The organism is Pseudanabaena biceps PCC 7429 (assembly GCF_000332215.1).
Taxonomy (GTDB): domain Bacteria; phylum Cyanobacteriota; class Cyanobacteriia; order Pseudanabaenales; family Pseudanabaenaceae; genus Pseudanabaena; species Pseudanabaena biceps.
On sequence record NZ_ALWB01000017.1, the window covers coordinates 26,476 to 40,206 of the forward strand.

Below are 13,731 nucleotides of genomic sequence, written 5' to 3' on the forward strand. Positions count from 1 at the left end.
ATCAGAGAGTCATCATTTCGTTTTGGGAGATTCTCTGTAGATGGTGCAAAGACCCAAGTCGAAGTTGCTAGGAGTTCGGGAGATCCTTTAGCCTATGGTCGTGCTTTGCATAATTTAGGGCTTTCCTACAAATACAGTTCAGAATATGTTCAAGCTGAAAATACCTTGATAGAGGCGATCGCTGTTTGGGAAAAACTGAGAGTAGGACTAGAGGATCGGGAATCCTATCGCATTTCACTATTTGAAACTCAAAATATCACCTATCAAGCTTTGCAACAAGTAAGAGTTGCGATACAGAAGTATCCTGAAGCGCTAGAAGCGGCAGAACAGGGACGCGCAAGGGCTTTTGTTGCTTTATTGTCAAGTAAATTGTCCAGAGACTCCCTCCAAATCAACCCAAAACTTAGAGAGCCATCGGTTAAAGTTCAAGATCTCCAAAATATCGCTCGCAACCAAAATATTACGATTGTTTCCTATTCCTTTATCAAACAAGAAACCATTGGCTCCAATCAGCTTGCCCTTAGCAGTGGCGATATCTATGTTTGGGTGATCTCGCCCAAAGGGCTAATCACTTTCCGCAAACTCGATGTGTATAGATGGGAACTTGAGCATAAAAAACTGCTCTTATCCATAATTGAGGAGCTGCAAAGGAATCTCTCAAAACCAAATGGTCGCATACCAAACCCTCCACCAACCTTATCTCCTGAGCAATTGGATAATATACCAGATGAATTAAAGTCACTCTACGATTTGCTCATCAAACCAATTGAAGAATTTTTACCATCCGATCCCAATGCTCAGGTTGTTTTTGTTCCCCATAACGCGCTTTTCTTGATTCCATTTGCCGCTCTTAGAGATCAATCTGGTCGATACTTAATCGAGAAGCATACTATTTCCTACGCACCATCAATCCAAATTTTAGAATATACCGAGCGGCTGCGCCTTGCTCCTAAAGGTAAAAACTTTTTGATTGTGGGGAACCCCACTGAAGATTTAAGCCAAGCAGAGCAGGAAGCAAGAGACATTTCTAACCTACAAAAAACTGAAGCAATTATTGGTAAGGAGGCGACCAAACAAGCAATCCTTGCTAAAATAGCCGATGCCCAAATTATCCACCTTGCAGCCCATGGAACCTTTGATTCTGAGCATGGACTAGATAGCGCGATCGCTTTAGCTAACAACAAACTCACCGCCACCGATATATTACAACTGAACCTCAAAGCAAAATCAGTTGTACTAAGCGCTTGTAATACAGCTAAGGGCAAAGTTACAAGTGACGGTGTGATTGGTTTGTCGAGAGCCTTTATCTTAGCTGGGACTCCCAGTATTGTCGTGTCGCTATGGTCTGTGCCCGATGCGGAAACGTCGCAACTAATGGTGAACTTTTATCAAAATATGCAAAGTAGTAGCGATCGCGCTAAGGCTTTGCGAAATGCCATGCTAGCGACAATGAAATCATATCCCCATCCACGCAATTGGGCAGCATTTACCCTTATTGGCTCTAGAGATTAGAATTGACGTATTTCGGGAAACCGTCTAGATCGGACTTAGTGCTAGTAACCCATACACCGTAAACTAGCTTAGTAGGCTGATAATAAATTCAATAGTAGGATTTAATTAGCTAAGTGCAATTAGATATAAAACCCAAAGCCTTCGTGTACGCTGCGCTTGCACCACAGATTTTGAATTTGTTTTTTAATTATGCCTAGCTACTTAAATGGCACTTACTATCTGCAACTATTGGACTGATTATAGATTGAGGCATTGCGCGAGGTTATTAGTATGGTGTTTAACTGGTTTCGGCGAAAGTTTGATGACGACAAAGATGCAAATAGTCAACCTGTAGAGCCAGTCCAAACTGAAGCAAAAGCACCAGAATCGGAAGCTGTCGATTCTGGCTCTACCGTATCGCCTGCCTCTCAAGATTTATTGAACTGGGCAAAAGCAGCCTATGCAAATGTCCAGCAGCAAGCAGATGTAATCGAAGCACAGCCCGCTCCAGAAATTGCTGAATCTGCTGAATCTGAAGAGCGATCTGTTGTGCCAGAAGATCCTAACAAGTTAGAAATTACAGAGCCACCGATCGCCGAACCCGCAATTGCAACGGTAGAAATTGCCCCACAAGAAGTTGCGCCAATTTCAGCAACCGAGCCTGAACTCATTCCCACAGAGTCACCAGAAAATTCTGTAGTTATATCTCAAGAACTCGCGACAGCGGAATCTGCACCGATCGCCACTGACATAGAAAAGATAGAAAAGATAGAAACGATCGCTGAAACCGCACCTGTCCCCTTTTGGCTGCAATCCGAAAGCGATCGCCTAGCTCGCATTGCAGCCCTTGAAGCCACGGCCATTATCGAACCAGAGCCAGAAGTTAAACCCGCACCTCGCCGCCGAGCCACCATCAAGTTTGATGATGACTTTATTTGGTCGGCGGAAGTACTTGCCTCTCAGGGTCGTCGTCCTGAAGAAATTTCCGTCGAGGAAATCACATGGCTCAATCGACTGCGCCAAGGTTTAGACAAAACTCGCCTCTCTCTAGTCAATCAACTCAAGGCGATCGTCGGACAAGGACCGCTTAGTGCCGATTCCGTTGATGACATTGAGGCTTTGTTATTACAGGCTGATGTAGGCGTGAAGGCAACGGATCTAATTATTGCCAAGTTACAGGAAAAACTGCGTAAGGAAGTTTTGCCTCCTGAAGAAGCGATCGCCTATCTCAAACAAATTTTGCGCGAAATGCTGGATGTCAACAATAAAGGAGAATCTCCCCTACCCATGCTGATCCCAGAAAAAAGCCAATTAAATATCTGGTTGATCACGGGTGTGAATGGGGCAGGTAAGACCACAACTATCGGTAAACTTTCGCACCTAAGCGTAAAGTCGGGTTACAAAACCCTAATTGCCGCAGCCGACACCTTCCGAGCCGCCGCCGTTGAACAGGTCAAGAGTTGGGGACAAAGATCGAATGTAGATGTGATCTGCAATCCCGCCCAAAATGCCGATCCTGCCGCTGTTGTCTTTGATGCCATCAGTGCCGCCCAAGCCAGAGGTACGGAGTTATTACTCGTCGATACCGCAGGTAGACTGCAAAACAAAAAAAATCTGATGGAGGAACTCAGCAAGATTCGCCGTATCGTTGATAAAAAGTCTGCCGAGGCAAAGATCGAATCCCTGCTAGTACTCGACTCAACCCTAGGACAAAATGGACTCAAGCAAGCAGAAGTATTTGCCCAATCCGCAGGAATTACAGGTGTGATCCTTACTAAACTCGATGGCACGGCAAAGGGTGGCGTAGCGATCGCGGTAGTACAGCAACTAGGGCTACCCATCAGATTTATCGGCGCTGGCGAAGGGATCGAAGATCTGCGCCCATTCTCCAGCTATGAATTTGTAGAAGCCCTATTGAGTAACTAAGTAGCTGGGCATAATTAATTACAAACTCAAACCGTAAAGTTGCGCCCCTACGGGGCGCAACTTTACGGTTTTGGTAATTTATTTTGCACAAGCACTTAGTAATTTGCGTAATTTGCGTACGGAATTGACCAAATCGATATCGTGAGATAAGTCTTCTGAAATAACTTTTAGCAAATTACTGAAATCGCCTGTTAATTTTTGTCCAACTAAGGCTACACTATTGGACTAAATTAGCTTTCATACTAACCACCTAGCGTTGCAGCATTGGTATGTCCCTATCATTGCCACCTAGAAATAGATCCCTCCCACCACAGCCAGATCCAGACAATGCCTCTGTAATGGTGATGAAGGATCTCAAAGATCTGCTCAGACGCATGAGTCAAGATCAAAACAAAATCCATGAGCTACTTAGCTTTTTGGGTTACGCTCTCCGCAGCTTTAGTAACCTCAACCAATTTTTAGAATTAATTCCCCTAATTGCCAGTCGTGTAACTGACTCCGATGGTGGCGCACTAATTTTATTTAAAGCAAGCGGACAAATCCGTCTAGAGTCACTGCATTGCCCCGAACGTAATCAAGGTGGCATGAAAGCCCAGCAGGTCAGAACGGCGATCGAGCGAGCCATTCAGCAGGTTTTAACTGGCAGCCCAACTGCTCTCGATGAGATGGTCAGTCGGTATCTAGGCGCTGATGTCCATTTGTTTGGCACATCCGTATTAGTCAAAAATTCTGTGCGTGGTCGCCTCTATATATTTAGTCGCAAGCCTGATTATGTATGGACAGACAATAAGCGCACTTTGATGCGCCTCGTTGCCGATCAAACTTCGGTAGGGCTAGAAAATCACGAACTCACAACCGAATTAATCAAAAAAGAGCGCCAAGATCGCGAGATGGAGATCGGCGCAGAAATCCAACGCCAACTCTTGCCACGCAACTGTCCCAAGATTCAAGGGATTGAGATCTCGGCACGTTGCTCGACGGCTAGTCGAGTTGGCGGTGACTACTATGACTTTATCCCCATTCAAAAAGGCGATCGCTGGAGCTTTGTCGTTGGCGATGTCATGGGCAAGGGCGTACCCGCAGGCTTAATCATGACCATGACTAGAGGAATGTTGCGTGCTGAGGTATTAAATAACCATTCCCCCAGCAAAATTCTGGAACACCTCAATGAAGTGATGTATGAAGATTTGGAAAAATCCCATCGCTTCGTAACCATGTTTTATTCGGAGTACGATCCCGAAACCCAGATTCTTTCCTTTAGTAATGCTGCCCATACCCCTGCCTTGCACTGGCGCGCCAAGACTCGATCTGTCCATGCCCTCGACACGATGGGCGCTTTGATTGGTTTGGAAGCTGGTTCCAAATATGAAGAGCGTAGTACCAATTTAAATTCGGGAGATGTAGTTATTTACTATACGGATGGGTTTACGGAGGCTGCAAGCCCTGAAGGCGATCGCTTTGATGAAGAAAATCTTCGTAAAGCCTTAGACTGGGCTTGCCAAAATTGTTTTCCGCTTTCCGATGATGTAACCCGCCCCCAAATGATTCTTGACTACATCTTCCAAGAAGTACAAAACTTTATTGGAGAAGGGCATACTCATACTGATGACATGACTCTGGTAGTTTTGCACATAAACGACAAAACCTTAGAGCAAAGCTCTAGTAAATTACTCTAGTAAATTACTAGAGTAATTTAAATTAATCCTGAAAACACATCCTCGAAAACTATGCTTGATTTTGCTCAACATTTAGTAGTCAGTACCGACCTATCGGCTCTTAACCCAACTCATATCAATCTCGCTAGCAACCTCCCCGTTGCTGATATTCAAGCCCATATAAACATGGATTTACTGGCTCAACAATTTAAACAAGATGTCATGGGAGATGTTGGGAGAGGTTGGGATAACTTTGTCAAAACTGGACAAATATGGGCTCTCATTATTGGTGTGATAGTTGGGTATCTATTTAGAAGCATTACCAACTCATAAGCAGCTAAATATACTCATACCCTATACCAATTCAATGAAGTGAAGCCAACACTTCATTGAATTAAAAAACAAACCCAATAAGGTTTTGAAATTCACCCTCAAAAAAAGATGAGTAGCGGCGCTACTCATCTTTTTTTTGAGGGTATAACAAGACTGGCGGCAGCTATATATAAAACAGTTAAAAGAACAGAACCCCTGCCAATGCAGGGGTTCTGTTGTTAAATGGCGGGGGACGGATTTGAACCATCGACCTTCGGGTTATGAGCCCGACGAGCTACCAGGCTGCTCTACCCCGCGTTGTTTCGCTTAGCTAATATAACATGGTTTTATAGAATTGCAAGCACTTTTAAAAATTTTATTTGATATTGGCTTGAAACCCTATAACTTTCACATTATATAATCCCCGCATTACCAAGTTAAATGATAGTGCCATAGGTTGGGTCACCCCTCCGCAACGCCGTCTTACCTCAGTTGTTTGACCCGGTAAAACCAGGTGGAGCCAAGGCGCTTAACCTAACTTAAGTTCCCAGATGCAAGTCTGGTTTACTGCGGCGAAGACTGCTAAGACTCCTAGAAAACAATTATCGATCAAGACACATTATCGGTAGTCACGCACGCCACAGAGGAGCTTAAGTAATTTATAGCATAAATAACATCAATGTAAGATTTGGGCTCAAAACCCCAAGCTCTCTGGCGAACGCTATACATGCGCCAGAGATTAGCTACTTCTAGCTACCGCCAGTCTTGTTAAAAAAATTTAAACCCTAAGAGAGGGTTGCCACGCGGAGCGTGGCAACCCTCTCTTGGGGTTTGTCCTGAAGCAGTTGACGGCAGCTATAAATACTATTTCAGGCTATCTGCTAGCCAATAGACTAGGGGGGCGATCGCTAAAGCAGGTAGAAAAGAGGCAACCCTCACTTTAGCTAGTTCTAAAAGATTTAGCCCCAAGCCTAACAACATTAATCCGCCCACTCCCGTAATAATTAACACTGACGGAGCATTAGCGGGATCAGGCAGACTTTGAGCTAAATTCCCCGCAAGCAGAGACATAAAACCTTGATATATCGCAACGGGCAAAGTGGAAAAACCCACCCCCACACCGTAGGTACTCGCAAACACAATGGAAATAAATCCATCTAGAGCCGACTTGAGCACTAGAAGATTATCGTCACCCCTAAGCCCATTATTGAGACTGCCAATAATTGCCATTGGTCCAATACAAAACAATAGACTAGCCGCCACAAACCCTTCGGTAAATTTACCCTTGCCCTTAAATTTCGCTTTCAACCAGTCACCGATCGCTTCTAATCGCTTTTCAATTTGTCCTAGCTCGCCAATCGTGCCACCAAGAATTAACGAAATCAGCGAAAGGATGACACCATCCAAAACACCAGCTTTAATCTTCAGCAAACTATTTGCCATATTAAAGCTTACAAATATCGTAATTAGCCCGATCGCCTGCTTAAGGATAGGTAAAATTTGGGAGAGGAACCGACCGCGTAGGATTAATCCTAAACCCGTACCAATAGCGATCGCCAAGACATTGATCCAAGTTCCACTGGTTTTTGTCCAAAAATCTAGCATTTAGTTATAATTAATCTGCAATGAACACGAATGAATAAGTAGCTTGACATAATTAAATATAAAACCCTAAAACCTGCGGCGCGTGCGCCGCAGGTTTTAGATCGGGATTTTAATTATGCTGAGGTACTTAGATTCTTTCATGTGAGCCTTTCATGTGAGCGAATTTCACTAGCGAATTTCACTATTGAAATAAGGAATTTATATCCTATAACCATCTCTCATCCTTCGAGTACAAATGATTTTTTCATCTATTCTTTTAGTAGTGCTAAAAAGGATGGGCGACGCTCCGCGTCGCCCATCCTTTTTAGCACTACTATTTTTTTCATTAATCTGTATTTTATCCATTCGATGGATCTATAAACGAGCATATATACTTACGATCCCCATAAAACATTTGTAGATCCTTATACTCCTGTAAACCTTTGCAACTTTTTGACCAGTCTCTTGGTTTTACTAAATATAGTAAAGAGGATTAATTTATTGATTACCTTTAAATCACTGGCTTTTGCCATAAGACAGGGACTAACCCTTTAAGAATGAAGGCTTAGATTTTCTTTAAAAAATTTCGGGTTTTTATCCCCAGAGGAGAGCAAAACATGGCTCTAGAGCCTTGCACAGAAGTTCCTAACCAAATCAAGACAGATATCCCTATACTAAAGGAACGGGGTCAGAGAGAGGTATTTTGTGGCTTGACAGGAATAGTCTGGCTACACCGTAAGATGCAGGATGCATTTTTTCTTGTAGTTGGTTCCCGCACTTGCGCCCATCTTGTCCAGTCTGCGGCTGGAGTGATGATTTTTGCAGAACCAAGATTTGGGACGGCAATTCTTGGCGAACGGGATCTCGCGGGACTAGCCGATGCCAACGAAGAACTCGATCGCATTGTCGATCAGTTGCTTGAACGTCGCCCTGACATTGGTACTTTATTTTTAGTAGGCTCATGTCCTTCAGAAGTGATCAAGCTCGATCTAGCGAAGGCTTCCGAACGATTGAATCAGCGATTCTTTCCGAAGGTTCGGATTCTGAATTATTCTGGCAGTGGCATCGAAACAACTTTTACGCAGGGTGAAGATGCTTGCCTAGGATCAATGGTTCCAGTTTTGCCCAATAGCTATGAGGAGCCGAGCTTGATGATCGTGGGCAGTCTTGCCGATGTGGTGGAAGACCAATTCCAAAGACTATTTGAAAAACTAGGAATTGGTCCTGTTTATTTCTTTCCGCCTCGCCGTGCATCCAAGTTACCGCCTGTGGGCAAAGGCACGAAGTTACTTCTAGCACAGCCCTTTCTCAGCGATACCGTGCGATCGCTTATCGCCAGAGGCGCTACTTTATTACCATCCCCCTATCCATTTGGCATTGAAGGAACTACGGCATGGCTCAAAACCGCCGCAGATGCTTGGCATATTGATAGCAGTCAGTTTGAGCAAGCGATCGCCCCCTCTGTAAATCGCGCTAAGATTGCCCTAGAGCGCTATCGTCAGACCCTAGCAGGTCGAAAAGCCTTTTTATTCCCCGATTCTCAATTAGAAATTCCCCTAGCAAGATTTCTATCCAGAGAATGTGGCATGGAGCTAGTCGAAGTAGGAACTCCCTATATCGATCGCCTATTGATGGAGAGTGAAATCAACCTATTACCAGTTGGCACAGCCCTCTCCGAAGGTCAGGACGTAGAAAAGCAGCTAGATCGCTGTCGGGAAGCAAAACCCGATATTACCGTCTGTGGTCTGGGCTTAGCTAATCCGCTCGAAGCTGAAGGCATGGCAACGAAATGGTCTATTGAATTAGTATTTTCACCGATTCATGGTTACGACCAAGCCGCCGACTTAGCAGAATTGTTTGCCCGACCTCTTGAGAGACGTAGAAGACTAACAGTTTAGTGATTAATTTTTGGTTATTCTTTAGTTTTGTAACTAGATCTAAAGAACTAAAAATTCAGACTCCCCAAAAACAATTCATAAACTAACAACTACTCGCTAACAGCCAACTACCCAATAAAAAACAATCTATGGAATTAACCCTCTGGACTTATGAAGGTCCTCCCCATGTGGGAGCAATGCGAATTGCAACTAGTATGGAAGGCGTGCATTATGTACTTCATGCACCTCAGGGCGATACTTACGCCGATCTCCTATTTACGATGATCGAACGGCGCGATCGCCGTCCACCTGTTACTTATACAACTTTTCAAGCTCGCGATCTCGGCGGAGATACTGCGGAAATGGTAAAAACATCCGTCCGCGATGCCTACGAGAGATTTAAACCTCAAGTCATGTTAGTTGGGGAAAGCTGCACAGCGGAATTAATTCAGGATCAACCAGGCTCCCTAGCCAAAGGGATGAGTTTGCCAATCCCGATCGTGAGTTTAGAATTGCCCGCCTATTCTAAAAAAGAAAATTGGGGAGCTAGCGAAACCCTCTATCATTTAGTACGGACTTTGCTCTTGCCCTTTGTGCTACCACCCAATACCCAAAGACCTAAACGCGATCCCCATGTTCGTCCTAAAGCGAATATCATTGGTCCTACGGCTCTGGGCTTCCGATGTCGCGATGATATTCGTGAAGTAGTTAAGTTACTGGCCGAAATCGGCGTTGATGTGAATGTAATTGCCCCAATGGGAGCAACGCCCGATGACTTGATGCGCATCCCCGATGCGGATTTTAATATTTGCCTCTATCCTGAAATTGCTCTCACCACCTGCACTTGGCTGACGCGCAGTTTTGCCCAACCTGTTATCAAGACCGTACCAATCGGTGTGGGTGCAACCCGTGATTTTATTGCCGAAATTGGAAGGGTGATGGATATTGATGTGAGTGAAGCGTTGCAGCGATCGCAGTCTGATACGTTGGGGAATTGGGATGCCTCGCGTATTTCATCGCCAGCCAATCCTCAGGCCTCCCGTTTACCTTGGTATTCGCGATCAGTTGACTCCACCTATCTGACTGGCAAGAGAGTTTTTATCTTTGGTGATGCGACTCACGCCCTTGCTGCCGCGCGAATCGCCACTGAAGAACTAGGATTTACCCTCGTCGGTATTGGAACCTATAGCCGTGAATTTGCGCGGGAAGTGCGAGAAGTAGCGAAGAAACACGGACTGGAAGCCGTCATTAGCGATGATTATCTTGCCGTAGAAGCCAAGGTTACCGAAGCCGCTCCAGAACTAGTACTTGGTACTCAGATGGAACGACATATTGCCAAGCGATTGGGTATTCCCTGCGCGGTAATTTCTGCGCCCATCCATGTTCAGGATGTGCCCGCTCGTTATTCACCTCAAATGGGCTGGGAAGGCGCAAATGTAATTTTTGATAGCTGGGTACATCCTTTGATGATGGGGCTAGAGGAGCATTTGATTGGTATGTTCCGCGAAGACTTCGAGTTTGCCGAGGGACATATGAGCCATCTGCACGCTGCACCATCACAAGAGATTCGTCGCGATTTACCTCACGAAATGGGAGTTAGCGAACAGGCGATCGCCTCCGCAGGGGGCTCCAATCAAGCCGTTCTCACTCCCATACAAGTAGCTCAAGATTTGTCAGGAATTACTTGGAGTGCCGATGGTGAAGCTGAGTTAAAGAAGATCCCCTTCTTCGTACGCGGCAAAATCAAACGCAATACTGAGAAGTTTGCCAGCGATCGCGGCATCACTTCGATTACCGTAGAAACTCTCTACGAGGCAAAAGCGGCGATCGGCAAGTAATGGATTTGGGCGCTTTGCGCCCAAGAGAAATTTACCAATACAGTTGTTTTATAGGAGTTTATTTTGGCAGTTTTAACAGCGCATCCACCATCAATTACTAAATGTGAAGATGGAGAAGGTAGTGTTCAGGTGCATCAAGACCCAGGGATGGTCATTGAAGGTGCTTTAGTAATTGCCGTCTACGGTAAAGGTGGCATCGGCAAATCCACCACATCTTCCAATCTATCCGCAGCATTTTCCCATCTTGGTAAACGTGTCTTGCAAATTGGCTGCGATCCAAAGCATGACAGCACCTTCACCCTCACCAAGAGAATGGTTCCCACGGTAATCGATGTTCTCGAAACCGTTGACTTCCATTCTGAAGAGTTGCAGACAGAAGACTTCATGTTTGAAGGCTATAACGGAGTCATGTGTATTGAAGCTGGTGGTCCTCCCGCAGGTACTGGTTGCGGAGGCTATGTCACAGGTCAAACTGTCAAATTGCTAAAAGAACATCATCTACTCGAAGATACCGATGTCGTTATTTTTGATGTGCTTGGCGATGTGGTCTGTGGTGGATTTGCTGCACCTTTACAACATGCCCATTATTGCTTGATCGTGACTGCAAATGATTTTGATTCCATCTTTGCCATGAATCGGATTGTAGCGGCAATTCAATCGAAAGCGAAAAACTATCGCGTGCGGCTGGGCGGAATCATCGCCAACCGTAGTGAAGGAACTGATCAGATTGACAAGTTTAACGAGCGTGTAGGTTTAAAAACTCTAGCCCATTTCCGCACCGTTGATGCAATTCGGCGTAGCCGCTTGAAAAAATGCACGGTATTTGAAATGGAACCCGATCCTGAAGTACTAGAAGTGCAGCAGGAATATCTCAAGTTGGCTAAGGGTATGCTTGAAAATGCTGAACCGCTCTATGCTCAACCGCTTAAGGATCGTGAAATTTTTGACCTCCTTGGTTTTGACTAAGCATCACAACAAGCCCTCGCTAAGCGAGGGCTTGTTTTTTAGAATATCGGCGATCGCGTAATTGCATACATCTTGACATCCCAAGACTGGGCTTTAGTAAAAACATAATTATGCAAAATCCCTTCAAACTGCATTCCTGACTTCTCTAAAACCCTAGCCGAACCAATATTCTCTAGGGCACAAAAGGCTTGAATTCTGAGTAATTGCATCACATGAAAACCAAAAGCGATCGCTGCCCTCACTGCTTCTGACATCAAGCCCTGTCCCCAATAATCCCTTGCTAGAGCATATCCAATTTCCGCGCGTCGATGCATTGGTGTGGTGTATAACCCGCAAGTTCCAATTAGTCTATTACTCTTCCTATCGACAATTCCCCAGTCTATTCCTTGTCCAGAACGATATAATTCCAAGGCAATATCGTTTAAATACCGATAGGTATCATCCAACGAATGATGCGTATCCCATAGAGTATAGGCAGAAACCAATGGATCGCTTGCATAGGCAAAAATATCTTCGGCATCACTGAGTAGTAGTTTGCGAAGAATAAGCCTTGGTGTTTGCAAAGTGAGAAATTGATCTGTTAGTTCTTGCATATTAGGGATATTCATAAAACCATGAATTATAGCTGTCGTCAAATGTATCAGGACATAAAGCCCAAGAGAGGGTTGCCGCGCTCCGCGCGGCAACCCTCTCTTGGGCTTTGATTTTGTCCTAACAAGAGCTACAACAAAGTAGAGACTGCTAGACGAGTGGCGGCGCTAAGCGCCGCCACTCGTCTAGCAATCCAAATTACGCCACAATTTACTACACAATGCTTTACATTTCACCTAGGTATCCCAGAGTGAATGTAAAGTATTTAACAGTGATATATCAATCCTTAATCTGTTTATTGGGGCTTGACTTTTTGGTTAGGGCTCCCAGTAGAAAAATTTTATAAAAATCCTCAGTCGCATATTCACATATTAGTAAGTAGTAAGAAACGATTATGACTATCGCCCCTATCGCCCCTAGTAGGGTTTTACCTAAGGTTCCCGTTGATTCTAAAATCCGAGTAAAACAGTTCATGCAGAGTCTGCAAGATAGCATTTGCCAAGGCTTAGAAGAACTCGATGGTAAAGCTAAGTTTCAACAGGATCAGTGGGAACGAGCTGAGGGTGGCGGTGGGCGATCGCGGGTAATTACCGACGGCGACTATTTTGATAAAGGTGGCGTTAACTTTTCTGAAGTCTATGGCTCTCAGTTACCTCCAGCTATTTTGCGCCATCATCCCGAAGTAGCAGGTGAGACTTTTTATGCAACGGGTACTTCGATGGTATTGCACCCTAAGAATCCCTACGCTCCTACCGTACATCTTAACTACCGCTATTTTGAAGCAGGTCCAATCTGGTGGTTTGGTGGTGGGCTCGACCTCACTCCCTACTATGGCTTTGGCGAAGATGCCAAACATTTGCATAGCACGCTTAAAGATGCTTGCGATCGCCACAATCCCCATTACTATCCCGTATTTAAGCAATGGTGTGATGATTACTTTTTCCTCAAGCATCGCGGCGAAACCCGTGGCGTAGGTGGCATCTTCTTTGACTATCAAAATGGAGAAGATGGGCTTTACAAAAACAGTAGCGACTCTACAACCGCTCAAGTTATGAGTGACGAGATCGGTGATGTGCCTCGCACTTGGGAAGAGATTTTTTCCTTTGTGAATAGCTGCGGCAATGCATTTCTCCCTGCCTACACCCCGATCGCTAATCGTCGTCGCCATATGGAATTTGGCGATCGCGAAAAGCAATGGCAGCTATACCGTCGTGGACGCTATGTAGAATTTAACCTCGTTTACGATCGCGGCACGATCTTCGGTCTGCAAACCAATGGTCGGACTGAATCGATCCTGATGTCACTACCACCGCTCGTACGTTGGGATTACGACTACCATCCCGAACCCAACACTCCCGAAGCTGAGCTGCATGAAACATTCTTGAAACCGCAAGACTGGATTAACTGGCAAGCCTAGTAAGTAGCTAGGTGCAATTAAATATAAAACCCAAAAACCTGTGGCGCACGCTGCGCATGCGCCACAGGTTTTTG

At 45.0% G+C, this 13,731-nt stretch carries 10 protein-coding genes, 1 tRNA gene and 1 other RNA gene; 8 read left to right on the forward strand and 4 right to left on the reverse strand.

Features of this window, described 5'->3' with window-relative positions:
* Positions 1-105 precede the first annotated feature (105 nt).
* The 4 genes from PSE7429_RS03565 (at position 106) to PSE7429_RS03580 (ending at position 5,405) form a co-directional block, all read left to right on the forward strand.
* Positions 106-1,512, forward strand: a complete 1,407-nt coding sequence (locus PSE7429_RS03565; protein ID WP_009625687.1) for a CHAT domain-containing protein — start codon at positions 106-108, stop codon at positions 1,510-1,512.
* Between the two features lie 270 nt (positions 1,513-1,782).
* Entirely contained in the window at positions 1,783-3,417 is a 1,635-nt protein-coding gene (ftsY, locus tag PSE7429_RS03570) for a signal recognition particle-docking protein FtsY (protein WP_009625688.1), read from the forward strand.
* Between the two features lie 269 nt (positions 3,418-3,686).
* On the forward strand, positions 3,687-5,093 hold the full coding sequence (locus tag PSE7429_RS03575) for a PP2C family protein-serine/threonine phosphatase (protein ID WP_009625689.1): 1,407 nt from the start codon (positions 3,687-3,689) through the stop codon (positions 5,091-5,093).
* Positions 5,094-5,144: 51 nt separating this feature from the next.
* On the forward strand, positions 5,145-5,405 hold the full coding sequence (locus tag PSE7429_RS03580; protein ID WP_009625690.1) for a hypothetical protein: 261 nt from the start codon (positions 5,145-5,147) through the stop codon (positions 5,403-5,405).
* Positions 5,406-5,628: 223 nt separating this feature from the next.
* On the opposite strand, the gene PSE7429_RS03585 is transcribed toward PSE7429_RS03580, so the two are convergent.
* The 3 genes from PSE7429_RS03585 to PSE7429_RS03590 form a co-directional block, all read right to left on the reverse strand.
* Positions 5,629-5,702: transfer RNA gene (locus PSE7429_RS03585), tRNA-Met, on the reverse strand.
* Positions 5,703-5,847: 145 nt separating this feature from the next.
* A non-coding RNA gene (ssrS, locus tag PSE7429_RS24140) (6S RNA) lies at positions 5,848-6,034 on the reverse strand.
* A gap of 214 nt (positions 6,035-6,248) precedes the next feature.
* A complete protein-coding gene (locus PSE7429_RS03590; protein ID WP_009625691.1) occupies positions 6,249-6,989 on the reverse strand; it encodes a DUF554 domain-containing protein in 741 nt (246 codons plus the stop codon).
* A gap of 596 nt (positions 6,990-7,585) precedes the next feature.
* On the opposite strand from PSE7429_RS03590, the gene PSE7429_RS03595 reads away from it, so the two are divergent.
* From PSE7429_RS03595 to bchL, 3 genes are all read left to right on the forward strand, one after another.
* Positions 7,586-8,866: a ferredoxin:protochlorophyllide reductase (ATP-dependent) subunit N gene (locus PSE7429_RS03595; protein WP_009625692.1), complete on the forward strand. Its 1,281-nt coding sequence runs from the start codon at positions 7,586-7,588 to the stop codon at positions 8,864-8,866.
* 128 nt (positions 8,867-8,994) lie between these two features.
* Positions 8,995-10,683, forward strand: a complete 1,689-nt coding sequence (bchB, locus tag PSE7429_RS03600) for a ferredoxin:protochlorophyllide reductase (ATP-dependent) subunit B (RefSeq protein WP_009625693.1) — start codon at positions 8,995-8,997, stop codon at positions 10,681-10,683.
* A gap of 93 nt (positions 10,684-10,776) precedes the next feature.
* A complete protein-coding gene (gene bchL / locus PSE7429_RS03605) occupies positions 10,777-11,649 on the forward strand; it encodes a ferredoxin:protochlorophyllide reductase (ATP-dependent) iron-sulfur ATP-binding protein (RefSeq protein ID WP_173400648.1) in 873 nt (290 codons plus the stop codon).
* Between the two features lie 38 nt (positions 11,650-11,687).
* Here the strand turns inward: bchL and PSE7429_RS03610 are convergent, their stop codons facing one another.
* Positions 11,688-12,242, reverse strand: coding sequence for a GNAT family N-acetyltransferase (locus PSE7429_RS03610; protein WP_040687177.1), 555 nt, complete (start codon positions 12,240-12,242; stop codon positions 11,688-11,690).
* A gap of 392 nt (positions 12,243-12,634) precedes the next feature.
* Between PSE7429_RS03610 and hemF the strand changes: the two genes are divergently transcribed.
* Positions 12,635-13,657, forward strand: a complete 1,023-nt coding sequence (gene hemF, locus PSE7429_RS03615) for an oxygen-dependent coproporphyrinogen oxidase (protein ID WP_009625696.1) — start codon at positions 12,635-12,637, stop codon at positions 13,655-13,657.
* Positions 13,658-13,731 lie beyond the last annotated feature (74 nt).

Excerpts from the sequence above, each read along its gene's own strand:
- ftsY (WP_009625688.1), top strand. The coding sequence starts at position 1,783 with ATGGTGTTTAACTGGTTTCGGCGAAAGTTTGATGACGACAAAGATGCA.
- PSE7429_RS03575 (WP_009625689.1), top strand. The coding sequence starts at position 3,687 with ATGTCCCTATCATTGCCACCTAGAAATAGATCCCTCCCACCACAGCCA.
- PSE7429_RS03580 (WP_009625690.1), top strand. The coding sequence starts at position 5,145 with ATGCTTGATTTTGCTCAACATTTAGTAGTCAGTACCGACCTATCGGCT.
- PSE7429_RS03590 (WP_009625691.1), bottom strand. The coding sequence starts at position 6,989 with ATGCTAGATTTTTGGACAAAAACCAGTGGAACTTGGATCAATGTCTTG.
- PSE7429_RS03595 (WP_009625692.1), top strand. The coding sequence starts at position 7,586 with ATGGCTCTAGAGCCTTGCACAGAAGTTCCTAACCAAATCAAGACAGAT.
- bchB (WP_009625693.1), top strand. The coding sequence starts at position 8,995 with ATGGAATTAACCCTCTGGACTTATGAAGGTCCTCCCCATGTGGGAGCA.
- PSE7429_RS03610 (WP_040687177.1), bottom strand. The coding sequence starts at position 12,242 with ATGCAAGAACTAACAGATCAATTTCTCACTTTGCAAACACCAAGGCTT.
- hemF (WP_009625696.1), top strand. The coding sequence starts at position 12,635 with ATGACTATCGCCCCTATCGCCCCTAGTAGGGTTTTACCTAAGGTTCCC.